Source organism: Amnibacterium sp. CER49, assembly GCF_029846255.1.
Classification (GTDB): domain Bacteria; phylum Actinomycetota; class Actinomycetes; order Actinomycetales; family Microbacteriaceae; genus Amnibacterium.
The window spans coordinates 213,171-235,884 of sequence record NZ_JARVWQ010000002.1; the positions used below are offsets into that span (position 1 = coordinate 213,171).

21 protein-coding genes are annotated in these 22,714 nt (G+C 74.3%); 12 read left to right on the plus strand and 9 right to left on the minus strand.

The window, feature by feature from the left end; genetic code table 11:
• Window positions 1-33 precede the first annotated feature (33 nt).
• The 5 genes from QDR37_RS10975 (at window position 34) to QDR37_RS10995 (ending at window position 4,781) form a co-directional block, all read left to right on the plus strand.
• Entirely contained in the window at window positions 34-1,401 is a 1,368-nt protein-coding gene (locus tag QDR37_RS10975; RefSeq protein WP_279713801.1) for a GAF domain-containing serine/threonine-protein kinase, read from the plus strand.
• A 70-nt stretch (window positions 1,402-1,471) separates the two neighbouring features.
• Window positions 1,472-2,401 carry an aldo/keto reductase gene (locus QDR37_RS10980; RefSeq protein WP_279713802.1) on the plus strand — a complete coding sequence of 310 codons (930 nt, stop codon included), beginning with the start codon at window positions 1,472-1,474 and terminating at the stop codon, window positions 2,399-2,401.
• Window positions 2,402-2,417: 16 nt separating this feature from the next.
• A complete protein-coding gene (locus tag QDR37_RS10985; RefSeq protein WP_279713803.1) occupies window positions 2,418-3,365 on the plus strand; it encodes a cation diffusion facilitator family transporter in 948 nt (315 codons plus the stop codon).
• 199 nt (window positions 3,366-3,564) lie between these two features.
• Window positions 3,565-4,017 carry a DNA translocase FtsK gene (locus QDR37_RS10990; RefSeq protein WP_279713804.1) on the plus strand — a complete coding sequence of 151 codons (453 nt, stop codon included), beginning with the start codon at window positions 3,565-3,567 and terminating at the stop codon, window positions 4,015-4,017.
• Window positions 4,018-4,217: 200 nt separating this feature from the next.
• A complete protein-coding gene (locus QDR37_RS10995; RefSeq protein WP_279713805.1) occupies window positions 4,218-4,781 on the plus strand; it encodes a DNA translocase FtsK in 564 nt (187 codons plus the stop codon).
• Between the two features lie 21 nt (window positions 4,782-4,802).
• Here the strand turns inward: QDR37_RS10995 and QDR37_RS11000 are convergent, their stop codons facing one another.
• The gene (locus QDR37_RS11000; RefSeq protein WP_279713806.1) at window positions 4,803-5,747 is read right to left on the minus strand and encodes a hypothetical protein; all 945 of its coding nucleotides are present in this window, start codon (window positions 5,745-5,747) and stop codon (window positions 4,803-4,805) included.
• Between the two features lie 86 nt (window positions 5,748-5,833).
• On the opposite strand from QDR37_RS11000, the gene QDR37_RS11005 reads away from it, so the two are divergent.
• Both QDR37_RS11005 and QDR37_RS11010 read left to right on the plus strand, forming a co-directional pair.
• Window positions 5,834-8,176: a penicillin-binding protein gene (locus QDR37_RS11005; protein ID WP_279713807.1), complete on the plus strand. Its 2,343-nt coding sequence runs from the start codon at window positions 5,834-5,836 to the stop codon at window positions 8,174-8,176.
• Window positions 8,177-8,430: 254 nt separating this feature from the next.
• Window positions 8,431-9,444 (plus strand): aldo/keto reductase, encoded by a 1,014-nt coding sequence (locus QDR37_RS11010; RefSeq protein ID WP_279713808.1) that lies wholly within the window; start codon window positions 8,431-8,433, stop codon window positions 9,442-9,444.
• A 33-nt stretch (window positions 9,445-9,477) separates the two neighbouring features.
• On the opposite strand, the gene QDR37_RS11015 is transcribed toward QDR37_RS11010, so the two are convergent.
• Together QDR37_RS11015 and QDR37_RS11020 are read right to left on the minus strand one after the other, a co-directional pair.
• The gene (locus tag QDR37_RS11015; RefSeq protein ID WP_279713809.1) at window positions 9,478-9,678 is read right to left on the minus strand and encodes a DUF6582 domain-containing protein; all 201 of its coding nucleotides are present in this window, start codon (window positions 9,676-9,678) and stop codon (window positions 9,478-9,480) included.
• A 21-nt stretch (window positions 9,679-9,699) separates the two neighbouring features.
• Complete coding sequence (locus QDR37_RS11020; protein ID WP_279713811.1) at window positions 9,700-10,356, minus strand: HAD-IA family hydrolase; 657 nt, start codon at window positions 10,354-10,356, stop codon at window positions 9,700-9,702.
• Between the two features lie 52 nt (window positions 10,357-10,408).
• Between QDR37_RS11020 and QDR37_RS11025 the strand changes: the two genes are divergently transcribed.
• A complete protein-coding gene (locus tag QDR37_RS11025) occupies window positions 10,409-11,245 on the plus strand; it encodes an SDR family oxidoreductase (RefSeq protein ID WP_279713813.1) in 837 nt (278 codons plus the stop codon).
• On the opposite strand, the gene QDR37_RS11030 is transcribed toward QDR37_RS11025, so the two are convergent.
• The gene (locus QDR37_RS11030; RefSeq protein ID WP_279713814.1) at window positions 11,242-12,906 is read right to left on the minus strand and encodes a serine/threonine-protein kinase; all 1,665 of its coding nucleotides are present in this window, start codon (window positions 12,904-12,906) and stop codon (window positions 11,242-11,244) included. The two genes, QDR37_RS11025 and QDR37_RS11030, sit on opposite strands and share 4 nt — an antisense overlap.
• A 187-nt stretch (window positions 12,907-13,093) precedes the next feature.
• On the opposite strand from QDR37_RS11030, the gene QDR37_RS11035 reads away from it, so the two are divergent.
• Window positions 13,094-14,074, plus strand: a complete 981-nt coding sequence (locus tag QDR37_RS11035) for a hypothetical protein (protein WP_279713815.1) — start codon at window positions 13,094-13,096, stop codon at window positions 14,072-14,074.
• On the opposite strand, the gene QDR37_RS11040 is transcribed toward QDR37_RS11035, so the two are convergent.
• Window positions 14,056-14,760, minus strand: coding sequence for a haloacid dehalogenase type II (locus QDR37_RS11040; protein WP_279713816.1), 705 nt, complete (start codon window positions 14,758-14,760; stop codon window positions 14,056-14,058). The genes QDR37_RS11035 and QDR37_RS11040 overlap by 19 nt on opposite strands.
• 116 nt (window positions 14,761-14,876) lie before the next feature.
• Between QDR37_RS11040 and QDR37_RS11045 the strand changes: the two genes are divergently transcribed.
• On the plus strand, window positions 14,877-18,167 hold the full coding sequence (locus tag QDR37_RS11045) for a DEAD/DEAH box helicase (RefSeq protein ID WP_279713817.1): 3,291 nt from the start codon (window positions 14,877-14,879) through the stop codon (window positions 18,165-18,167).
• 119 nt (window positions 18,168-18,286) lie between these two features.
• Window positions 18,287-18,880, plus strand: coding sequence for a universal stress protein (locus QDR37_RS11050; RefSeq protein WP_279713818.1), 594 nt, complete (start codon window positions 18,287-18,289; stop codon window positions 18,878-18,880).
• A 34-nt stretch (window positions 18,881-18,914) separates the two neighbouring features.
• Here QDR37_RS11050 and QDR37_RS11055 read toward each other — a convergent pair whose 3' ends face one another.
• The gene (locus QDR37_RS11055; RefSeq protein WP_279713819.1) at window positions 18,915-19,508 is read right to left on the minus strand and encodes a CPBP family intramembrane metalloprotease; all 594 of its coding nucleotides are present in this window, start codon (window positions 19,506-19,508) and stop codon (window positions 18,915-18,917) included.
• Complete coding sequence (locus tag QDR37_RS11060; RefSeq protein ID WP_279713820.1) at window positions 19,505-19,846, minus strand: TfoX/Sxy family protein; 342 nt, start codon at window positions 19,844-19,846, stop codon at window positions 19,505-19,507. The genes QDR37_RS11055 and QDR37_RS11060 overlap by 4 nt, the downstream gene beginning before the upstream one ends.
• 80 nt (window positions 19,847-19,926) lie before the next feature.
• On the opposite strand from QDR37_RS11060, the gene QDR37_RS11065 reads away from it, so the two are divergent.
• Window positions 19,927-20,724, plus strand: coding sequence for an EI24 domain-containing protein (locus tag QDR37_RS11065; RefSeq protein ID WP_279713821.1), 798 nt, complete (start codon window positions 19,927-19,929; stop codon window positions 20,722-20,724).
• On the opposite strand, the gene QDR37_RS11070 is transcribed toward QDR37_RS11065, so the two are convergent.
• Window positions 20,702-22,396, minus strand: coding sequence for a sodium:solute symporter (locus QDR37_RS11070; RefSeq protein WP_279713822.1), 1,695 nt, complete (start codon window positions 22,394-22,396; stop codon window positions 20,702-20,704). The genes QDR37_RS11065 and QDR37_RS11070 overlap by 23 nt on opposite strands.
• Window positions 22,393-22,686 carry a DUF3311 domain-containing protein gene (locus QDR37_RS11075; RefSeq protein ID WP_279713823.1) on the minus strand — a complete coding sequence of 98 codons (294 nt, stop codon included), beginning with the start codon at window positions 22,684-22,686 and terminating at the stop codon, window positions 22,393-22,395. The genes QDR37_RS11070 and QDR37_RS11075 overlap by 4 nt, the downstream gene beginning before the upstream one ends.
• Window positions 22,687-22,714: the final 28 nt, after the last annotated feature.

Here is a 22,714-nt window from a genome sequence, read left to right on the forward strand (position 1 = left end):
CGCCGATAGGATCCGAGCGCGGAAGAGGAGTCGATGGCAGCACCGGACGCCCCGGTCCCGCAGCGGGTGCTGCAGGGCCGCTACCGGCTCCGCTCCGTGCTCGGCAGCGGGGGCAAAGCCGTCGTCTACCGGGCGATGGACGAGCTGCTCGGCCGCGAGGTGGCGGTCAAGGTCTTCACGGCACGGGCCGTCGACGCCGCCGAGATCCGCCAGCAGGAGGCCGAGGCGCGGCTGCTCGCCTCGCTGAGCATGCACGGCCTCGTCATGCTCCTCGACGCGGGCGTCGACCTCACCGCCGACGGGACGCCGCAGGTGTTCCTCGTCATGGAGCTCGTCGAGGGCCACGACCTGAAGGAGCTGCTCCGCTCCGGGTCGCTCACCCTGCGGCAGGTGGCGCACTTCGGCTTCGACCTCACCGACGCCCTGCAGTACGTGCACGAGCACGGCGTGGTGCACCGCGACGTGAAGCCGGCGAACGTGCTGCTGCTCGACTACGGCGCCGACCGGCGCCCGCGCGTGAAGCTCGCCGACTTCGGCATCGCCGCGCTCGGCGTCGGGCAGGAGGGCGACGACCTCCGCACCGGCACCGCGGCCTACCTCAGCCCCGAGCAGGTGGCGGGGGAGCCCGTCGGACCGCCGAGCGACGTCTACTCGCTCGGCCTGGTGCTGCTCGAGTGCATCACCGGGCGGATGGAGTACCCGGGCGAGCCCGCCGCGGCGGCCCGGGAACGGCTCGTCCGCGCCCCCGAGATCCCCGCCGACCTCCCGCCCGAGTGGCGGGGCGTGCTCGCGGGGATGCTGGCCCGGCGTCCCGAGGACCGGCCGGCGCTGCCGGACCTCGTGCTCGCCTTCCGTCAGCTCGTCGTCGAGGAGACCGCGCGGCACCGCCCCGGCCGTCCCGCTCGCCAGGGCGACGGCGAGCGCGCGGACGCCCTCCGCGCCTACGGCGTGCTCGGCACGCCGCCCGACGACGCCTTCGACCGCATCACCGCCCTCGCGGCGCGCATCGTCGAGACACCGCTCGCGGCGATCGCCTTCCCCGACGGCGACGCCCTCTGGTTCAAGTCGCGCATCGGGCTCGCCTCGCCCGCCGTGCCGCGCGGCGCGCTCGCCTCGCTCGCCCTCGACGACGCGGGCCCGACCGTGGTCGAGGACGCCGCGGCCGACCCGCGCACCGCCGACGACCCGCTCGTCACCGGGCCCGACCGGGTGCGGTTCTTCGCGGCCGTGCCCCTGACGACGCCCGACCGGGTGCGGATCGGGATGCTCTGCGTGCTCGACGTGTGGCCGCGCACGCTCGAGCCGGATGCGCGCGACAGCCTCGTCGACCTCGCCGCGGTCGTCATGCACGAGATGGAGCTGCGCCGAGCGGCGCGGCGCGCCGCGCTCGAAGGCGGCTGATCCGTCACGTTCGGCTCGTTCGGAGGCGGGATCTGGCTGACTGACGGGCGGAGACCTTCAGGGAGAGAACATGACGGCGCTCGACTTCGGCCCGGTGATGCTGGGCGGCAACGTGTTCGGCTGGACGACCGACAGGGAGCAGTCCTTCCGCGTGCTCGACGCCTTCGTCGACGGGGGAGGTCGGTCGATCGACACGGCCGACGTCTACTCGGCCTGGATCGAGGGCAACTCCGGCGGCGAGTCCGAGTCGATCATCGGCGAGTGGTTCGCCTCGCGTGGGCGCCGCGACGACGTCGTGCTCGCGACGAAGGTGTACAGCCACCCCGAGCGCCACGGCCTGTCCGCGAGGAACATCGCGGCGGCGGTGGAGGACTCGCTGCGGCGCCTGCAGACCGACCGGATCGACCTCTACTTCGCGCACCGCGACGACCAGGAGGTGCCGCTCGAGGAGACGCTCACGGCGTTCGATCGCCTCGTCCGCGACGGCAAGGTGCGCGAGCTCGGCGCCTCGAACCACAGCCCCGCCCGCCTCCGTGAGGCGGCCGAGGTCGCGTCGTCCGCCGGCCTCACCCCGTACACGGTCGCGCAGGACGAGTACAGCCTCGTCGCGCGCGACGCGGAGATCGACCTGCTGCCGACCCTCGGGACCCTCGGCATGGTCGAGGTGCCGTACTCCTCGCTCGCGAGCGGCTTCCTCACCGGCAAGTACCGGCCGGGCGCCACCGTCGACTCGAAGCGCGCCGGCAGCGCCGCGAAGCACCTCGACGACCCCCGCGCGGTCGACCTCCTCGACGTGCTCGACGACGTCGCCGCGGCGCAGGGCGTGAGCGTTCCCGCGATCGCGCTCGCCTGGCTCGCCGCGCAGGCCCACGTCGCGGCGCCGATCGCGAGCGCGCGCACCCCCGAGCAGGTGGGCGACCTGCTGCAGGCGGCCCGGGTGACGCTCACGCGGCAGGAGCTCGAGCAGCTCTCCGCCGTCACCGAGCCCGTCTCCGCCTGACCGACGAGGGATCGCGATGTCCGAGGCGGGCTCCGGCCAGGGCGGCGAGTCGCTCGTCACCGTGCTCGTCGCGTTCGCCGCGAACCTCGCCATCGCGATCGCGAAGACCGTCGCGGCGCTCCTCACGGCTTCGGCATCGATGTTCGCCGAGGCGCTGCACTCGTGGGCCGACGCCGGGAACGAGGTGTTCCTCTACATCGCCGGCAAGCGGGCCCAGAAGCCGCCGGACGGCGCCCACCCGCTCGGCTACGGCCGTGACTCCTACGTCTGGTCGATGTTCGCCGCCGTCGGCCTGTTCACGGTCGGCGCGGTCGTGTCGATCCAGCACGGCATCAGCGAGCTCACCTCGAAGGGGCCGGCCGAGGAGGTGCTCGTCAACTACATCGTGCTCGGCGTCTCGTTCGTCCTCGAAGGGGTCTCGTTCGTGCGCGCGCTGAGCCAGGTGCGCGGGGCCGCCTCCGCGGCCGACCGCGAGCTGCTGTCGTACACCCTGAACACCTCGGACCCCACGGTCCGGGCCGTCTTCTTCGAGGACCTCGCGGCGCTCGTCGGCATCGTGATCGCCGCCATCGGCATCACGCTCCACGAGCTCACCGGCGTGGCGCTGTGGGACGCGGCAGGCTCGATCGCCGTCGGGCTCGTGCTCGGCGTGGTCGCGGTCATCCTCATCCAGCAGAACCGCCGCTTCCTCATCGGGGAGGCCGTCGACCCGAAGATCCTGCGTGCCGCGCTCGCGATGCTCACGGAGCGCCCGGACATCAAGGGCGTCACCTACCTGCACCTCGAGTACGTCGGCCCCGGGTCGGTCTTCCTCGTCGCCGCGGTCGACCTCGAGGGCGACGAGCGCGAGTCGGACGTCGCGCAGTCGCTCCGGCGCATCGCCGAGGAGCTCCAGCAACGCCCCCATGTGCTCCGCGCGGTGCTCACCCTCTCGGTGCCCGGCGAGCCGGTCGTCGCCCTGTAGGCACCCCGGCGCGGGTGCCCTCCGTCGTCCGGTCCCGCACTCTGGGGGCAGGTCGCGCCGCGCGTTCCGCGCCCGCGCGGCGGATGCTTGGACCTGTCGCGGGGGGCGCCTCGGGGGAAGCGCCATCGGCCTCGCGACGTCCACATCGGATCTGGGGGGAACCGTGTCGGAAGAGGCGCAGCCGGAACGGGTTGCGACGGTGGTGGCGATCCTGTGCGTGGGCGTCGTCGGGCTCGGCCTGTGGTTCTACTGGCCGCTCGGCGTCGGACTCGGCCTGCTGCTCGGGATCGCCGCCACCGTGATCGTCGGGGTGGTCGTGCAGCGCCGGAACGAGCGCGAGGCGCTCGCGGAGCCGCTCGAGCTCGACGAGGCGGGCGACGACGACCTGTGGCAGGAGTTCCGCCGGCTGCGCGTGCGGCTCGGCGACGACTGGGACGACTTCGCCGACGCGGCGGTGCTCGTCACCCGCTCGCAGTGGGCGACGCCCGAGATGCTCGAGCGCGAGCTCGACGTGCCGTCGGCGCGGGCGTACGAGCTGCTGATGCTCCTCGAGGACGAGGGCTTCGTGGGGCCGACCCGCGGCGACCGCCCGCGCGACGTGCTCGTCGCGCCGGACGCCGCCGCGGATCTGCTGCGCCTGCTGCACGCCTGACCCGGGCCGGAGCCCGAGAGGGCGCTCCGAAGGTGCCGGATGGGGTGGAGACCCGGGCGAGCGCGTGGGCAGGATGGGACGGGCGGGTCGGCCCGGGACCCGTTCCACCGGTGCCGCGGCTTCGCTGGCGGCCCGGTGCAGGGCGCGATGCGCCCGCCGCCGCACCCTCGGCGGTCGTCCCGCACCTCGGAAGGACGCCCGTGCCCGCACCGATCCTCGATCTCCGCGCCACCCTGCTCCTCGTCGGCGGCCTCGCCGTCGTGGTCGTGCTGCTCGTCTTCGTGTGGCCGCTCGGCGCGCTGGCCGGCATCGCCCTCAGCGCCTGGGCCGTGCTCGCCATCGGCACCGCGCTGCAGCGGGAGGCCGACGAGCAGCTGGCCGCCGGCCGCGCCGAGCTGGCAGCGGCGCTCGCCGCCGAGCGCCGAGAGGTGCTGCAGCCGACCGAGGCGCCCGTGGCTCCGGCTCCGCTCGTGGAGCCCGTCCGGAGCGACCCGGTCCGGAGCGGCCCGGCCCGGCCCGGCGCGCGATCCGCGGAGATCGATCGGGACGTCGCCCGCGCCGCTCGGCTCGTCGTCGCCACGCAGTACGCCTCCGCGGCCCGCCTGCAGCGCGAGCTGCATGTGCCGTACTCGCGGGCACGCCGCATCCTCGACGACCTCGAGCAGCGCCGGCTCGTCGGACCCGCCGCCGGCACCGCGCCGCGCCGCGTGCTGCTGCCGAAGGAGCGGCTGCCCGAGCTCGAGTCCGTGCTCGCCGCCGACTGAGGCGCCCCGCGGCGCCCGAGGTCACGCCAGCCGGCGTTCCGCGTCCCGCGCCCGATCGAGCGCCTCGCGCGCGTCGTCCACCTCGCGCCGCGCCGCCCGCTGGGCCGTCCGGGCGCCGGTGAGCACGTCCTCGGCGTCCTGCAGCTCGTCCTCGGCCTCGTGCAGCTGCCGGCGCAGCTCGTCGAGCCGCTCCCGGAGCCCGTCGGTGCGGCGCGTGAGCGCATCCACTCGCCCCTCGCCGTCCTCCACCGCGTCGCCGGTGTCGGCGGCGCGACGCTCGGCGCGCTGCAGCGCCCGATCGGCCGCCTCGACCGCGCGCTGCGCCTCCTCGCGCTCCCGCAGGCGGCGGCGCTCCTCCGCGCTCGGTGCCGCCGGTGCTGCCGGTGCCGCAGGCGAAGGCACCGCGCGCAGCCGCTGCCGTCCCTCGCCCCCGGGCGTGAGCGGGGGGAGCGCGACGTACTCGTCGAGCTCGGCGCCGTCGATGCCCTCCACCGGCAGCGCCTTCACGAGCCGCCCCGTCGCCACCGCGACGGCCGCCGCGTCGCTCACCATCGCGGCGTTCAAGGTGGCGGCGACCTCGTCGAGCACCCCCTGCGCGGGATGCCGGCCGTCGCCCGCGGCGAGGTCGGCGGCCTCCGCGGCCACCCGGTTCACGAGGCGCCGGCGCTGGACGCCGAGCTCGCGCAGCGCCGCCGCGTCGAGCTCCGCGGTGGCCTGCCGCAGCGAGGCGCCGAGGTCGAGCAGCTGGGTCGTCTGGTCCGCCCGCTCCCGCGTCAGGCGGTTCACGAGCCAGGCGGCGACGGTCGGTTTCGCGAGCGCACCGATCGCGGTCGCGAGCGCGCGGTCGCCCTCGGTCCGCGCGGCCCGCACCTGCTCGGTGCGGGCGCCGATGAAGTCGCCGAGCGGCAGGCCGTAGAGCCGCTGCGCGACCGCCTCCGCCCCGCCGGGTTCCGTCCCTGCGCTCACACGCTTCCTTCGGATTTCGTAACAGATCGCGCACGACGCGCCGCTCCTGCGCGGCGTGGCGACGGATGTGTTCGTACCATCTTCCGATGCCCGGCTCCGCAACCCGTCGATTCGGAACCGCCTTCTCCGCGCTGATCGGCATGATCGCCGTCGCCGTGATCGCCGGCGTCATGGTCGCCGTGGCCGTCACGCCCGCGATCGCGCTGACCGGCAGCACCGCCAGCAGCGGGATCGGGCTGTTCGAGAACCTGCCGGCCGATCTCAAGATCGCCCGACTCGATCAGAAGACCCGCATCTACGCGAAGGACGGGGCGAAGGACGTGCTGCTCGCGTCCTTCTACACGCAGAACCGCGACGTCATCCCCTGGAACGACATCCCGCAGACGGTGAAGGACGCCGCGGTCGCGGCCGAGGACGTGCGGTTCTACCAGCACGGCGCCGTCGACCCGATGGGCATCCTGCGCGCGACCGTCGCGAACGCGCTCGGCAAGGACATGCAGGGCGCCTCCACCATCACGCAGCAGTACGTGAAGAACGTCTGCGTGCAGGAGGCCGAGCAGAAGCACACCCAGAAGGCGGTCGACGCCGCCTACGCGGTCTGCACCGACCCGTCCGTCGGCCGCAAGCTGCGCGAGGCGCGCCTCGCGATCGCGCTCGAGAAGAAGTACTCGAAGAACCAGATCCTGCTCGGCTACCTGAACATCGCCGGCTTCGGCGGTCAGATCTACGGCATCGAGTCGGCGGCCGAGTACTACTACGGCATCCACGCGAAGGACCTGTCGACCTCGCAGGCTGCGAGCCTGCTCTCGATCGTGAACAACCCGAGCAACCTGAAGCTCGACGTACCGGCCAACATCCCGGCGAACACGGCACGGCGCAACTACGTGCTCGCGAACGAGCTGAAGTACCACATGATCGACGCCACGCAGTACGAGGTGGCGCTGAACACCGTGGTGAAGCCGAAGATCACCGAGACGCAGACGGGCTGCCAGTCCGCGGGCGTCGCCGGGTACTTCTGCGACTACGTCGTCTCGACGATCCTCGCGGACAAGCACTTCGGCAAGACGTACGACGACCGCTACGCGAACCTGCAGAGCGCCGGCTGGAAGATCTACACGACGCTGAACCTCGGGCTCGAGCGCGCCGCGAAGCAGACCCTCTCGACCTACGTGCCGGCGAGCTCGCCGGTGTTCAACGTCGGCGGCTCCGCGATCTCGCTCGAGGTCGGCACCGGGCGCATCATCACGATGACGCAGAACAAGACCTACGCGAACACGCAGAGCGCGACGAAGACCGCCGTGAACTACAACACGGACCAGGCCTACGGCGGCTCGGGCGGCTTCCAGCCAGGCTCGACGTTCAAGCTCTTCACGCTGCTGCAGTGGCTGAAGACCGGCCACTCGCTCGACGACGTCGTCGACGGCAACGCCCGCACGCTGCAGCCGTCGCAGCTCACCGAGTGCGGCAAGCCGTACCAGGGCATCCCGTGGACCTTCGGCAACGACACCAAGGAGGAGGGCGGCAACCAGACGGTGCTGCGCTCGACCGCGATGTCGATCAACGGCTCCTTCGCGTCGATGGCGTCGCAGCTCGACCTCTGCGACATCCGGAACCTCGCCGAGCGGTTCGGCGTGCACCCCGCCACCGGCGGCGAGCTGTCCGACTTCGCGCCGTTCGTGATCGGCGGCGCGAGCGCGGTGTCGCCCCTGTCGATGGCGAACGCCTACGCGACCATCGCGAACCAGGGCAGCCTCTGCCGGCCGATCGCGATCGACAAGGTCGTGCAGACCGACGGCAGCGAGCTCTCGGTGCCGAAGCCGGACTGCAAGCAGGTCATCTCGAAGTCGGTGGCCATCGCGGCGGCCTACGCGCTGCACGCGGTCTTCGACGCCGGCTACCAGGGCACCGCCTCCGGCGACGACACCCCGGACGGCCTGTACGAGTTCGGCAAGACCGGCACCACCGACGAGGCGGTGCAGACCTGGATGATCGGGTCGACCTCCAAGGTCACGACCGCGGTCTGGGTCGGCAACGTGAGCGGCGGTCAGAACCTGCGCAAGGTCGACTTCAGCTACTGCCCGGCGGGATACCTGCCGCAGGCCGCCGCGCAGCGCCACTGCGTGTGGAAGGGCATCCAGACCGCGATCAACAAGGTCTACGGCGGCGCCACGAGCTGGCCGACGCCCGACCCGCAGTACGTGAGCGGCGGGAGCTCCTCGACGCCGACGCCGACGCCGACGTCCAGCGCGAACGGCACCGTACCGAACGTGGTCGGCCTGAGCGTCCCCGCGGCCGAGAACGCGCTGGTCGCGGCGGGCTACGCCTGGGCGATCAACGGCTCGTCGAACGGCACGGTCGCCTCGCAGTCGCCCGCGGCGGGCAGCGCCGCGCCCCAGCACACCGAGGTGACGATCACGCCCGGCGGCTGACCGGCGCTGGCAGGAACGGATGAGGCCCGGTCGCGCGATGCGCGACCGGGCCTCCACCTTCCCGTTGCACCCGAGCCTCGGGAGGACCCCGGCGCTCTGCTCTCGCCGGTCCGTCCCGATCGGGGCGTCTCCGACGGTAGGGGCGCAGCGCGTGCGCGAGCGGTGCGCTGCTGAAGAGCCTCGTGAGAACGGGCGGTCCTGCCCGCGGTCCCGGCGTGGGAACGGCTCAGGCGCCGCCTCTAGATTCGTCTCCCATGACGGACACCGCAGCGCTCCCTTCCCGCGTCCTCGGCCGCACCGGCCGGGAGGTCTCGGCCGTCGGCCTCGGCACGTGGCAGCTCGGCGGCGACTGGGGCGAGGTGTCGGAGGAGCAGGCCCGCGAGGTGCTGGAGGCGTCGGCCGACGCCGGCGTGACCCTGTTCGACACCGCCGACGTGTACGGCGACGGCCGCAGCGAGCGCATCATCGGGGCGTTCCGCCAGGCCAACCCGTCGCTGCCCATCACGGTCGCGACGAAGATGGGACGCCGCGTGCCGCAGACGCCCGAGGCGTACACGCTCGAGCACTTCCGCGAGTGGATCGACCGTTCCCGGCGCAACCTCGGTCAGGACACCCTCGACCTCGTGCAGCTGCACTGCCCGCCGGGGGAGGTCTACGAGTCCGACGCCGTCTACGACGCGCTCGACACCCTCGTGGAGGAGGGGGCGATCGCCGCGTACGGCGTGAGCGTCGAGGAGTCGCGGCAGGCGCTCACCGCGATGCGGCGCCCCCACGTGGCGAGCGTGCAGATCATCCTGAACGCGTTCCGGCTGAAGCCGCTCGACGAGGTGCTGCCCACCGCGCAGCGGGAGGGCGTCGGGATCCTCGCCCGGGTGCCGCTCGCGTCGGGTCTGCTGTCGGGCCGGTACGACGAGCGCACCGCGTTCGCGGAGAGCGACCACCGCAACTACAACCGCCACGGCGAGGCGTTCGACGTCGGGGAGACGTTCTCGGGCGTCGACTACGCGCAGGGGGTCGCGGCGGCCCGCGACTTCACCCGCCTCGTGCGCGACGAGGGCCCCGAGGGCGTCACGCCCGCGCAGGCGGCCATCGCATGGGTCGCGCAGCTGCCGGGCGTGACGAGCGTCATCCCCGGCGCCCGCAACGTCGAGCAGGCGCGCTCGAACGCGGCAGCGGCGAAGGTGCCCGCGCTCGGCGAGGGCTTCGACCGCGGCGTGCGGGGCCTCTACGACCGGTACTTCCGCGAGGCCGTCCACGACCGCTGGTGAGGTGGCGCCCGGAGGCGCCGACCGGTCGGGGCCTCAGTCCTGCTTCAGATCGGGGTAGCGCTCCTCGACGCGTCTCCGCACCTCGCGCTGCTCCTCCTCGGAGCCGTGCTGCGCGACGCGACCGAGGGCGTTGCGCGCGTGCGTCTCGTCTTCGATCGGGTACTTGCGCTGATCGGGCTCCGCGAAGTCGCTGTCCTTCAGCTTCTTGCGGTCCTTGTCGCTGAGCTCGGCCATGTGGACCTCCTCGTCCGGATCCTAGGCCCGCTCGCCGACGGTGATCACGACGCCGTCGTCCCGCACCGCGACGGCGACCTGCTCGAGGCTCGAGGCGACGGCGTCGGCGAGGAGCCGGCCCTCGGGCACCGTGCCGAGCACGCCGAGCACGGGGCTGCCCGCTGCCCGCGCGGCGGCGACGCCGGCGGGGGCGTCCTCGACCACCAGGCACTGCTCGGGAGCCCGGCCGAGCCTCGTCGCCGCTGCGAGGTACGGGTCCGGGTGCGGCTTGCCGAGCGCGGTGTCGCTCGCCGTGACGACGACCGGCGCCTCGAGGCCGACCGCCCGCGTCCGTGCTTCGGCGAGCGGGCGGCTGCACGACGTGACGATCGCCCAGCGGTCGCGGGGGAGCGCGGCGAGCAGCCGGGCCGCGCCCGGCAGCAGCACGATGCCCTCGGTGTCGGCGACCTCGATGGCCTCGATCGAGGCGAACGCCTCGTCGACGAGCTCGGGCGGCATGTGCTCCTCGACGATGCGGCGCGCCGGCCGGCCGTGCTCGTGCGAGGAGAACACGTCGCCGACACCCCACTGCTCGCCCCAGCGCCGCCACGAGCGCGCCACAGCGGGCGTCGAGTCGATGAGGGTGCCGTCCATGTCGAAGAGGACGGCGGCGACGGGGAACGAGGCGATCGGAGGCACCGATCGAGCCTAGGCAGGAACAGCCGGGCGCCCCGTCGTCTTGACTCGGTCTATGACCGTCCTCGCGCTCACCGGCTCCACCGGCCACATCGGCGGCCGCGTCGCCCGCCTCCTCGGACCGGCCGTCTCCCGGCTGATCGTCCGGGATCCCGCCCGCGCGCCGCGCATCGACGGCGACCCGCAGGTCGTCGCCGCCGACTACGACGACCGCGACGCCGCCCGCGCCGCGCTCGACGGCGTCGACGTGCTGCTCATGGTGTCGGCGGGGGAGTCGGAGCACCGCCGCACGGCGCACCGTCGCTTCATCACGGCCGCGGCCGACGCGGGCGTGCGGCACGTCGTCTACACGAGCTTCGACGGTGCTGCCCCGGACGCGGTCTTCACGCTCGGCCGGGACCACTGGGACGCCGAGCAGGCGCTCCGCGACAGCGGCATGGCCTGGACGTTCCTCCGCGACAACCTCTACAGCGACTTCTTCCCGCTGTTCGCCGACGAGCAGGGCGTGATCCGCGGTCCGGCCGGGGACGGCCGTGTCGCGGGTGTCGCCCGCGCCGACGTGGGCGACGTCGCGGCCGCCGTGCTCGCGGCGCCGGAGGGTCACGAGGGCGCCGTCTACACGCTGACCGGCCCGGAGGCGTTCTCCTTCGCGGAGGCCGCGGAGCGGATGACCGCTGCCCTCGGGCGGCGATTCCGCTTCGAGGACCAGACCCTGGCCGAGGCCTACGAGTCCCGGCGCGTCTTCACCGACGCGCAGTGGCAGCTCGACGCCTGGGTGTCGACCTACACGGCGGCGGCGGAGGGCGCGCTCGACCGCGTCACCGACGACGTGGAGCGCCTCACGGGGCGTCCGGCGCGCACGCTCGAGCAGGCCCTCGAGGCGTCGGCCTAGCCGCCGGCCGCGAGCAGCGGCGCGCCGCTGTCGGGGGTACTGCCCGAGGTGGCGCCGCTGCTGGAGCCGCTGCTGTTGCCGCTGCCGGCAGGCGCGGAGGAGCTCGGCGTCGGGTCCTGCGCGGGGGTCGACTGGGTCGGGTCGGGGCTCGACGAGGAGGTCGGCCCGCTCGACGACGGCGTGGGCGTCGCCGACCCCGTGGGGGTCGCGGACGGCGTCGTGGTCGGGGTCGCGCTCGGCGTGCCGGAGGCCGTCGCCGAGACCGTGGGGGTCGGTGTCGGCGTCGCGGTCGCCGTCGCCTTCGGGCTCGACGAGGCCGAGGGCGCGACGACGCGGTCGTCGGTGACGGCGGCCGGCGCGACGGGGGCCTTCGGCTTCGCCGCGGCGGACGAGGAGGCGGGTGCGGAGGCGGTCGCGCCGTTCTGCACGCTGCGGCCGTCCGCGGTCGCGCCCGGGCCGGGGGAGTAGATGCCGGTGCTCGCGGCGACCGCGACGCCGGCGACCGCCGCCATGATCGCCGAGGCGCCGACCGCGAGCAGCGCCGGGAACCGGCGGCGCAGCCGGCCGGAGGGCACGTGCGGGCCGCCCGGCATCGCCGGCAGGTCGCCCGAGACGGTCGACGGCGGGACCGGGCGGATCGAGCCGGCGGCCAGCGCGGCGGCGGGCAGCTCGGCGGTGCCGGCGGCGGCCCACGCCGCGGCGTGCGGCGCGGTCGAGTCGGGGGAGAGCACGAGCGGCGCCGCCGCGAGGGCGGCGATGCCCGCGACCGGCGTCACGGCGGTGTGGACGGCGTCGGGCGCCATGATCGCGCCCGCGAGGTCGGAGGACAGCAGCGTGGCGACCTCAGCGGCGCGGGGCCGTACGGACGGGTCGAGCGCGGTCATCCGCGAGAGCAGCTCGGCGAGCGCGGGGGAGGCGTCGGCGGGCAGTGCCGGCGGACGGGTGAGCCGCGCGATCGCGGCCTCGGCCGCGGGCCCGGGGAACGCGCGCCGACCGGTGAGCGCCTCGAGGAACACGAGGCCGAGGGAGTAGACGTCGCTCGCGGGGCGCAGCCGCGAGCCGCGCACCTGCTCGGGGCTCAGGTACGCGGCCGTGCCGAGGATCGACTCGGGCGCGGTGAGGCGCGCCCCGTCGACCATCTGCGCGATGCCGAAGTCGGTGAGCTTCGCGGCCGGGGTCTCGCCGCGCTCCATGGCGGCGTCGGGCACGAGGATGTTGCCGGGCTTCACGTCGCGGTGCACGACGCCCTGGCGGTGCAGCATGTCGAGCGCGCTCGCGATGTCGGCGACGACGCGGCGGACGAGATCGGCGTCGAGCGGCCCGCGCGCGCGCTTCAGCAGGGCGCCGAGGTCGGCGCCCTCGACCAGCTCCATGACGAGGAACGTGCCGAAGCTCCCGTCGCCGTCGGAGGCGTCGAGCACGGAGACGACCGAGGGGTGGTCGACGCCGGCGAGCAGGTGCATCTCCTGCGCCGTGCGCCGCGGATCGACGGCGTCGGCGTAGCCGCCGCGGAACACCTTGACGGCGACCTGCCGCTCGAGGCGCAGGTCGCGGCCGCGGTAGACCGTCGCCATGCCGCCGCGCCCGAGCTCGCCGAGGATCTCGTAGCGGCCGCCGAGGACGTCGCCCGCTCCCGGCTCGTCCCCGTTCCCGCTCCGCACGCGTCCATTCTCGGGCACGCATGCACCTCGGCGCACCCCCTGGAGGGTGGTCTCGCGACACCTTCGGCGACTCGTCAGCGGATGAGGAGGAACGACGCGCCGATCCGCGCACGGCGTCCCGGCGGGATGCGGGGACGCGCTGCCCGCTTGCCGGGCGAGCGTCCCGGCCTCTGGCACCGTGGAGCGGGTGACCGGACGACGCCGCCCCAGCGCCGCCCGCCGGGTCTCGATCACGCGTCGCCGTGGGCGGAGCGGCGGGCGGCGTCGCGCGCCCGACCGTCGCTGGGCCCACCTCGTGCTCGCTCTCGCCTGCCTCGCCGCCGCCGCGGTGCTGCTCACGTCCTGGCCGCCTTCCGGGCCGGTCGCGAGCGCCGACGGCCGCGTCGCTCCCGTCGCCTCGCCCTACGGGCAGGGCGGCGACGCGTCCTGGCCGAACTGCGGCCACCCCCTCGACAGCACGCTCGTGCAGAAGCCGGCGTTCGCGATCGTCGGCGTGAACAACGGCACGCCCGGGACCCGCAGCGCCTGCCTCGCCCGCACCCTCGCCTGGGCGCGGACCGCCGTCGGCGGCACCGATCAGCCGCGCGTGGCCTACTACGTGATGGTCGCCGATCCGTGGGCGGCACCCGAGCTGCGCCACGACCGGCCCGACTGGCCGAGCTCGAACACGGTGCGCGGGCACCGCGTCGCCGTGCCGAAGGCCTACGGCGGGACCTGCTCGGGCTCGCACCGGAGCGCTGCCTGCGCCTACGTGTTCGGCTGGGCCTCCGCCGCGCGCAGCGCCGCGCTGCCCGGAGTCGAGGTCACGACGGACACGATCTTCTGGCTCGACGTCGAGGAGGAGCGCGACTTCAGCGACGACCAGCGGTACAACGAGGCGCTCGTCGAGGGCACCGCCGCGTACTTCCTCGCGCCTCGCGCCTCCGGCGGCCTCGGCGCACGCACCGGCATCTACTCGAACTCCTACTACTGGGCCGTGCTCATCGGCACGCTCCGCAGCGGCAGCCCGCTCGCTCCGCTCGACGAGTGGTACCCGATCGGCAGGGGGACCGCCGCCGACGCCGCGGCCGCGTTCGAGTCGCTCGCGCCCTTCGTGCCGGGCGCGCGGATCCGCATCGTGCAGACCGTGCAGGGTCGCGCCGACGTCGACTACGCCCCGGCCGGCTGATCGCCCGACCCGGGGGGCGGGCCCGCCGTCAGCTGCTCGGCGAGCCCGACGAGGCCCGCCGCGCGGAGGTCCGGCTGCCGCATCGACACCGGGTAGGGCTCGCTCCGCCGGTCGAGCCAGGCGGTCCGCCAGCCCGCGGTGGCAGCACCGTGCACGTCCCAGGGGTGCACCGCGACGAGCAGCAGCCGCTCCGGCGGCAGCCCGAGGGCGTGCTCGGCGGAGCGGTACGCGGCGGGCGACGGCTTCCACGCCCCTGCCGCATCCGTCTCCTCGACCGAGAGCAGGCGCTCGAAGGCCGGCAGCACCCCCGCGTCCCCGAGCAGGCGCTCCGCGGTCGCCGTCGCACCGTTCGTGAGCGTCACGAGCCGGAACCCGGCGCCGGAGAGCGCCGCGATGCCCGGGACGACGTCGCGGTGGACGGCCAGGCCGCGCAGCCCCTCGAGCACGTGCTCCACGCCGCCGTCGACGTCGCTGCCGGCGAGCAGCGCGCGGGCCCGCTCCGCGGCGAGCGTCGCGAACGGCACCGGCGTGCCCGCGAGGGTCAGCGCGAAGCCGTCGCGGAGCACCTCGCCGAACCAGATCCGCGCCGTTCGCGGGTCCGCACCCACGTCGGCGAACCGCTGCGCGAGCGGCGCCAGGTCGGACAGCGTCTCGTTCACGTCGAAGACGATGACGGGCTGCTCCACGGTGCACCTCCATCTTCCGGAGCCCACCCTCGTCCCCGCTCCCTGGACGATGCACGGACCGGGTCGCGGATGCGGGGAGAATGGAGGGTTGCTTCGGCCGGGGGAGGGGAGCCGCCGTGTTCTCGGAGTTCGCCGTCGCCCTCTTCGTCGGGCAGGCCACCTTCGCGCGCGCCGACGCGTACCAGCGGCAGGGGCGCGTGGCCGACTTCGACTGGAGCGACGACCGGCTCGTGCTCTCCGGGCACGTCCGTGGCTCCGACAAGCTGCCCTACTCGCCGCGGGTGCGGCTGCGGCCGGCCGGCGCCCCCGAGCTCGTCACCGGCACCTGCGACTGCTACGTCGGTGACCGCTGCAAGCACGTCGGCGCGCTGCTGCTCGAGGCGGTCCGGGCCCCGGAGCACGCCGGGGTCAAGCCGGCGGGCACCGCCGCGTGGCGCCGGGCGCTCGACCCGATCCTCGGCGACCTCGACCCCGCCGACGTGGGCACCGTGCTCGGCCTGCAGTTCGAGCTGCAGCCCGAGACGCTCCACCGCGGATCCCCGGGCCGCTTCGCCCGGTCGGGCCCCCGGGACGAGGGCTTCACGGTCGCGGTGCGGCCGGTGCAGCTCGGGCGGCAGAACCGCTGGCGGCGCACCGGCATCTCCTGGCGCGAGGTGACCTCCGGCTACGCCGTGCACGACTGGGACCCCGAGCAGCTCGAGGTGCTCCGCGAGCTGCACCAGCTGCTCGCGGACTCGGCGCAGCGCTACTCCCTCGACACGTGGCTCGCCCTCGACCGCTGCCACGCGAGCGTCTGGCCGGTGCTCCGAAGCGCCCGGCGGCTCGGCATGGGCCTCATCACGGGCGGCAGGGAGCAGACGCCCGTCGTGCTCGACGAGGATCCCGCCGAGCCCGCCATCGACGTGGTCCGCGGCGACGACGGGCTCGTGCTCGAGCCGCGGATCTCGCACCTCGGCGAGCCGGTCGCGCCGCCGTTCGCGCTGCTCGGTGAGCCCGCGATCGGCATCGCGACCTGGCCGGGCGGCGCCCGACCCGATGCCGAGACGCCGATCACGCTCGTGCCCTTCGCCGCGCCGGTCGCCGCGCAGGCGCACCAGTTCCTGAAGCTGCCGGCGCCCATCCGCATCCCGCGGGGCGAGGAGTCGCTCTTCCTCGCCGACCACTACCGCCGTCTCGCCGGGCTGCTGCCCGTCGTGTCGTCCGACGGCTCGTTCACGCCGCCGGCGGCACCCGTCGTGGGCCTCGTGCTCGTGCTCGACCACGCGCCGAACGCGGCCCTCGCCGGGCGCTGGGAGTGGCGCTACGCCGTGCCCGAGTCCGGCGGCGAGCCCGTTCGGCTGCCGATCGACGCCGACGGCATCGCGCCGTACCGCGACCCCGAGCAGGAGCGCCGCCTGCTCGCCGAGGTGACGAGCAGCGGGCTCCGCACGGTGCCCGACGCGGTCGTGCAGGCGACCGGCCGGCCGCGGCCGCGGTTCTCCCTGTCGAGCGCGGCGACCATCGCCTTCGTCCGCGACGTGCTGCCGCGCCTGAAGCGCCTGCACGACGTGACGGTCGAGGAGCACGGCGCCCCCGTGGACTACCGGCCCGCGACCGAGGCGCCCGTCGTCTCCGTCGGCACGAAGGAGCGGCCGGGGGAGCGCGACTGGTTCGACCTCGACATCGAGGTGACGGTCGGCGACGAGGCCGTGCCCCTCGCCGACGTGTTCCGCGCGCTCGCCGCCGGCGACGAGTTCCTCGTGCTGCCCGGCGGCGTGTACGTGCCGCTCGACAACCCGGTGTTCGGGAGGCTGCGCGCGGTCATCGCCGAGGCGCTCGAGCTCACCGACCGGCCCGTCGACGAGCTGCGGATCTCGCGCTTCCAGACCTCCCTCTGGGATGACCTCGTCGAGCTCGGCGTCGTCTCCGAGCAGGCCGAGGCGTGGCGGCGCAGCGTCACCGAGCTCGACGGCTTCACCGAGTCGGGCGAGCTCGAGCCCCGGCCGCTGCCCGCGGGGCTGCACGCCGAGCTGCGGCCCTACCAGCAGTCCGGCTTCGACTGGCTGTGCTTCCTCTACGACAACCGCCTGGGCGGCGTGCTCGCCGACGACATGGGACTCGGCAAGACCGTGCAGGCCCTCGCCCTCATCGCCCGGGTGGTCGGCGGCGAGGGCCGCCAGGAGGGACGCCCGCGCTTCCTCGTCATCGCGCCGACGAGCGTCGTGCCCAACTGGGTCGCGGAGGCGCGGCGCTTCGCTCCGTCGGTCCGCACGGTCGCCGTCACGGAGACGACCCGGAAGGCCAAGCGCCCCCTGACCGAGACGATCGGCGACGCCGACCTCGTCATCACCTCCTACGCCCTCGCCCGCATCGACGCCGCGGCGTACGGCTCGATGTCGTGGTCCGGCCTGCTGCTCGACGAGGCCCAGTTCGTGAAGAACCGGACTTCGACCACCTACGCGCGCATCCGCGGGCTGCAGGTGCCGTTCACGCTCGCGATCAGCGGGACGCCGCTCGAGAACTCGCTCATGGACCTCTGGTCGATGCTCTCGCTCGCCGCGCCCGGGCTGTTCCCCTCGCCGAACGGCTTCTCCGAGTACTACCAGCGGCCGATCGAGCGCGACGGTGACGCCGAACGGCTCGCGCAGCTGCGGCGCCGCATCCGTCCGCTCATGCTCCGGCGCACGAAGGACCTCGTCGCGTCCGAGCTGCCGCCGAAGATCGAGCAGACCCTCGAGGTCGAGCTGTCGCCGAAGCAGCGGGCCGTCTACGACCGGTACCTGAACCGCGAGCGCTCGCGGGTGCTCGGGCTGCTCGGCGAGTTCGACCGGAACCGCTTCGAGATCTTCCGGGCGCTCACGACCCTGCGGCAGGTCGCGCTCGACGCGGCCCTCGTCGACATCGCCTACGAGGGCATCCCGTCGTCGAAGCTCGACCTGCTCGACGAGCTGCTCGAGGACGCCCTCGCCGAGCACCACCGCGTGCTCGTGTTCAGCCAGTTCACACGGCTGCTCAGCCGGGTGCGGAAGCGCCTGGACGACGCCGACATCGGCTACGCCTACCTCGACGGCTCGACCACGCGGCGCGGCGAGGCGATTGACCGGTTCCGCTCCGGCGAGGCCGACGTGTTCCTCATCTCGCTGAAGGCGGGCGGCTTCGGCCTGAACCTCGCCGAGGCCGACTACTGCGTGCTGCTCGACCCGTGGTGGAACCCGGCCGTGGAGGCGCAGGCGGTCGACCGCGCGCACCGCATCGGGCAGACCCGGTCGGTGCTCGTCTACCGGCTCGTCGCCCGCGACACGATCGAGGAGAAGGTGATGGCGCTGAAGGCCGCGAAGGCCGAGCTCTTCGACGCGGTGATGAGCGACGCCGCGGGCAGCGCGGGCGCCGGCATCACCGCGGAGGACGTGCGCCAGCTGCTCGTCTGACCGCGCTGCCGATACGGGGGCCGTGGGGCCGTGCTCATCACGTCTCCCCAGGTCACAGGGGGCTCTCGACCGTTGACCGATGGCGGGCGGCGCGGGATGATGCGGCCGAAGGAGGCATCATGGCCGAGATCCCGACCCCACCGCAGCCTCATCCGACGTCGCAGCCCGTGGTCGTCGCGGGGGTCCTGCCCGACCAGCCCCTCTGGGTGCTGCAGGTCGCCGGTGACTTCGCGCGGCAGTTCGGCGCGCGCCTCGTGATCGTCACCGTCGACGCGAACCGCTTCGCGATGCAGGCGCTCGCCGACGGCACGATGATCGCCGCGCCGCTCGACCCGGACACCTTCTCGGACGAGCCCGACTTCCCGCCCGAGTGGCTCGACCAGGTCGGTGACCTGCTCGACCCCATCTCCGTGCCGTGGGAGGTGCGCCAGCTCGTCGGCGAGCCCGCGGGCGAGCTCATGCGCGTGGCGGACGAGGTCGACGCGACCCTGATCGTCGTCGGCGCCCGCCACGCCGGGTTCCGCGGGGCGCTCCACAACTTCTTCGCCGGCTCGGTCGCCCTGCGCCTCGCGCACCGGCAGTACCGGCCGATCGTCGTCGTGCCGATCCAGCCCGTCGCTGAGGGCGATCGGCTGCCGTGGGAGGACCGGGCGGGCGCCGAGGCCACCGCCGACGCCGCCGCGGGCCGGCACCGGGCACGCCCGGCGCGCTGACATCGCTCCCGCGCGCTGACGTCGCTCCGGGGCCTCAGCTGCTGAGGTCCACGGCGACGTGCACGGCCGTCGGCAGCACGAGCCCCCGTGAGGCGACCCGGAGCCCCGCGAACAGCACGCCGAAGCCGAAGGTGATGAGCAGCTGCCGACCCGGCTCGTGCTGGACGATCACGCTCGGCACGTGGTACACCGCGAAGAGCGCGGCGTCGACCGCGACGAGCAGCAGCGGCCCGGGCAGCACGCGCGTCAAGCGGTCCCAGAGCACCCCGCGGAACAGCAGCTCCTCGCCGATCCCGGCGGACCCCGCGGTGACGACGTGCCGCGGCAGGCCCGTCCAGCCGCCGGTCCCGACCGCCACGGCGAGGCCCGCGACGAGCACGGCAGCTGCGACGATCGCGGGGATGCGCCGCGCACCGGCCGGCAGCCGCGCCGGGGGACGGAGGAGCAGCGCGGGGAGCAGCGTGACCACGTAGGCGACGACCTGCAGGCCGGCGGCCTGCCAGTCGTCGCGGACGAGCGGGAACGCCACAAACCAGACGACGAGCAGCACACCGGCCGCCCAGGCGAGCAGGGCGACCGTCTCGCCGAGGGCGCGACCAGCCGCGGGGACGACGGGCGTCGCGGTCACCGATCGCGGACGAAGCCGACGGCCTCGTCGGCGAGCGCCCACCAGTCGGCGTCGGGGGAGAGCGCCACGGCGACCCATTCCTTCGTCGGGCGCCCGGCCATCTCCATCGGCACGGCGAGACCCGCCGCCTGCAGCCGCACCCGCGTCGCCTCGGGCAGCTTCGCGACGAACCGGCCTCGCCGGTCGACGAACGCGGCGAGGTGCCCGTCGGCGAGCAGCGCCACGCTGCCGAACATCGCCTTCGTCGTGACCCCGCCGGCACCGGCGTAGCTCGCCAGGATGTCGCGGAACACGGCGTCCGCCTCCGAGCCCTCGTCGTCCGGTGTCGGCTCCCTCATGAGGTCACTGTGCCAGGTCGTCCGGACGCTGCGCGGCCCGATCGCGCCGCGCGCCCCGGCGGGGCCTGCAGACTGCTGCGATGGAGCGCGCCCGGCCGTCGTTCGCCCGCGACGTGGGTGCCGGCGTGCGCGACCTGCTCGGCGGCTTCCGCGCCTGGGCCACGTCGCCCGCCCTGCTGCTGCTCGGCGCGGTGCCGGCGCTCGTCGTGCTCGTCGCCTTCGCCGGGGTCGTCGTGCTGCTGCTGGTGCTGCTGCCCGGGATCGTCGCCGGCGCGACGCCGTTCGCCGACCCGTGGGCACCCGGGCTCCGCGACGCGGTCCGGGCGCTGCTCGCGGTCGCGCTGCTCGTCGTCGCCGGGGTCGTGCTGGTGCTCGCGTACGCCGCCGTCACGGTCGCGGTGGGCGACCCGTGCTACGAGCGGATCGCGCGGCGGGTCGACGAGACCGCCGGGCGGGTCCCGCCCGAGCCGCACGTCCCGCTGCTGCGTGGCGTCGCCCGCGCGGTCGGCGACGGCGCCCGTCTCCTCGTCGCGGGCCTCGCCGTCGGGCTCGTGTCGTTCGTGCTCGGCCTCGTTCCGGTCGCGGGCCCGGTGCTCGCCGCGGTGTGGGGCGCCGTCGCGGGCGGCTGGCTGCTCGCGGTCGAGCTCACGGGCTACGCCTTCGAGGCGCGCGGTCATCGGCTGCGCGAGCGGCGCCGGGTGCTGCGGTCGCGCCCCGGACGGGCGCTCGGCTTCGGCGTGCCGGTGGCCCTGCTGCTGCTCGTGCCGCTCGGCGCCGTCGTGGTCATGCCCGCCGCGGTCGCGGGCGCGACGCTGCTCGCCCGCGGGGTCCTCGGCGAACCCCGCGGGCGCGGCGTCACGCCGTCGGCGGCTGCGTGACCGGCGGCTCCGCCTCGGTCGCGCGGTCCTCGAGCGCCACGACCTTCGGGTCGTGCTCGTCGGCGCCGTAGTCGGAGGTCGTCGTGATGTCGGTGCCGGGCTGGACGCGCATCGCCCGGAGGATCAGCGTGAGCACCACCGAGACCAGCGCGTTCACCACGAGCGCGGTGATGCCGATGTACACCGGCGTCGTCGTGAACGGGAGCGGCGCGATCGAGCCGCCGAAGTGCGCCTTCGTCAGCGGGTTCACGACGCTGTAGGCCGAGACCGTGCCGACGAGGATGCCGGCGGCCCAGCCCGTGAGGAGCGCCCAGCGGTCGAACCAGCGCGTGTACAGGCCGCCGACGATCGCGGGGAAGGTCTGCAGGATCCAGATGCCGCCGAGCAGCTGCAGGTTGATCGCGGACGACTGGTCGAGCCCGATCACGAAGAGCAGCGCGCCGAACTTCACGAGCAGCGACACGATCTTCGACACCGAGGCCTGCCGCTGCGCCGACGCCTGCGGCGCGAACAGGTCGCGGTAGATGTTGCGCGTGAACAGGTTGGACGCCGCGATCGACATGATCGCGGCGGGCACGAGCGCGCCGATCGCGATCGCGGCGAGCGCGATGCCGGCGAACCAGCCCGGGAAGTTGTCGAGGAAGAGCTGCGGCACGACGAGCTGCGGGTTCGGCAGGCCGTTCAGATCGATCGGCTTCGTGCCGGCCTTGATCGCGACGTAGCCGAGGAACGCGAGGAAGCCGAGCACGAGCGAGTACGCGGGCAGCGCGACCGCGTTGCGGCGGATCGTGCCGCGGCTCTTCGTGGCGAGCACCCCGGTGATGGAGTGCGGGTACATGAAGAGCGCCATGGCGGAGCCGAGAGCGAGCGTCCAGTAGGCGTTGAAGCTCGCCGCGGGCGGCACGACCGAGCCGATCGGCTTGCCGGTGACCGGGCTCGTGGCCGTCAGCTTCGCGGTGGCGGCGCCGAAGATCTCGGGGAAGCCGCCGAACCTGAGGGGCAGGTAGACGATCGCCACGAGGATCGCGACGTAGATGAGCAGGTCCTTCACGACCGCGATGAGCGCCGGCGCGCGGAGGCCAGCGGTGTAGGTGTAGGCGGCGAGCACGAGGAACGCGATGATGAGCGGCAGGTCCTGCAGGAACGCGTTCCCGCCGCCGCCGACGCCGAGCACCGAGAGCACCGCCTTGATGCCGACGAGCTGCAGCGCGATGTAGGGCATCGTCGCGACGATGCCGGTCACCGCCACCGCGGTCGAGAGCGCCCGGCTGCCGTAGCGGCCGCCGACGAAGTCGGCCGGGGTCACGAAGCCGTGCCGGTGCGACACCGACCAGAGCCGGGCCATGAGCAGGAACACGATCGGGTAGAGCACCGTCGTGTACGGCACGGCGAAGAAGCCGCTCACCGCGCCCGTGCTGAACATCGCGGCGGGCACCGCGACGAACGTGTACGCGGTGTAGAGATCGCCGCCGAGGAGGAACCAGGTGACCCAGCCGCCGAAGCCGCGGCCCCCGAGGCCCCACTCGTCGAGCGACTTGAGGCCCGAGGGGGCGGCACGCCAGCGGGACGCGGCGAACCCGATGCCGGCGACGACGACGAAGAGCACGATGACGACGACGAGCGGCACGACGTCGACCGGCTTCGCGGGCGCCGCCGCGGCCAGGGGCGTCATCGGTCCTGCTCCGCCCGCGCGGCAACCCGGTCGACCCCGACCGCCGCGCGGCGACGGCGGTCCTCGGCACGGATGATGAAGTAGCAGATCGCGAGCAGGCCGGTGTCGAGCAGCACCCAGAGCATCTGGTACCAGTAGAAGAACGGGATCCCGGCGAGGGTCGGATCGGTGCGCGCGTACGTCGGCACGAGCAGCGGCGCGATGATCCCGATCGCGAGCAGCACCCCCACGATCACGTACGGCAGCGGCCGCGCGGGGCCCCTGGTCGGTCGGTCGACGGTCCTGGCCATGCCGCCTCCTCGCGGTCGCGCCTGCTGC

Excerpts from the sequence above, each read along its gene's own strand:
- QDR37_RS10975 (WP_279713801.1), top strand. The coding sequence starts at position 34 with ATGGCAGCACCGGACGCCCCGGTCCCGCAGCGGGTGCTGCAGGGCCGC.
- QDR37_RS10980 (WP_279713802.1), top strand. The coding sequence starts at position 1,472 with ATGACGGCGCTCGACTTCGGCCCGGTGATGCTGGGCGGCAACGTGTTC.
- QDR37_RS10985 (WP_279713803.1), top strand. The coding sequence starts at position 2,418 with ATGTCCGAGGCGGGCTCCGGCCAGGGCGGCGAGTCGCTCGTCACCGTG.
- QDR37_RS11005 (WP_279713807.1), top strand. The coding sequence starts at position 5,834 with ATGCCCGGCTCCGCAACCCGTCGATTCGGAACCGCCTTCTCCGCGCTG.
- QDR37_RS11010 (WP_279713808.1), top strand. The coding sequence starts at position 8,431 with ATGACGGACACCGCAGCGCTCCCTTCCCGCGTCCTCGGCCGCACCGGC.
- QDR37_RS11015 (WP_279713809.1), bottom strand. The coding sequence starts at position 9,678 with ATGGCCGAGCTCAGCGACAAGGACCGCAAGAAGCTGAAGGACAGCGAC.
- QDR37_RS11025 (WP_279713813.1), top strand. The coding sequence starts at position 10,409 with ATGACCGTCCTCGCGCTCACCGGCTCCACCGGCCACATCGGCGGCCGC.
- QDR37_RS11050 (WP_279713818.1), top strand. The coding sequence starts at position 18,287 with ATGGCCGAGATCCCGACCCCACCGCAGCCTCATCCGACGTCGCAGCCC.
- QDR37_RS11060 (WP_279713820.1), bottom strand. The coding sequence starts at position 19,846 with ATGAGGGAGCCGACACCGGACGACGAGGGCTCGGAGGCGGACGCCGTG.
- QDR37_RS11065 (WP_279713821.1), top strand. The coding sequence starts at position 19,927 with ATGGAGCGCGCCCGGCCGTCGTTCGCCCGCGACGTGGGTGCCGGCGTG.
- QDR37_RS11070 (WP_279713822.1), bottom strand. The coding sequence starts at position 22,396 with ATGACGCCCCTGGCCGCGGCGGCGCCCGCGAAGCCGGTCGACGTCGTG.
- QDR37_RS11075 (WP_279713823.1), bottom strand. The coding sequence starts at position 22,686 with ATGGCCAGGACCGTCGACCGACCGACCAGGGGCCCCGCGCGGCCGCTG.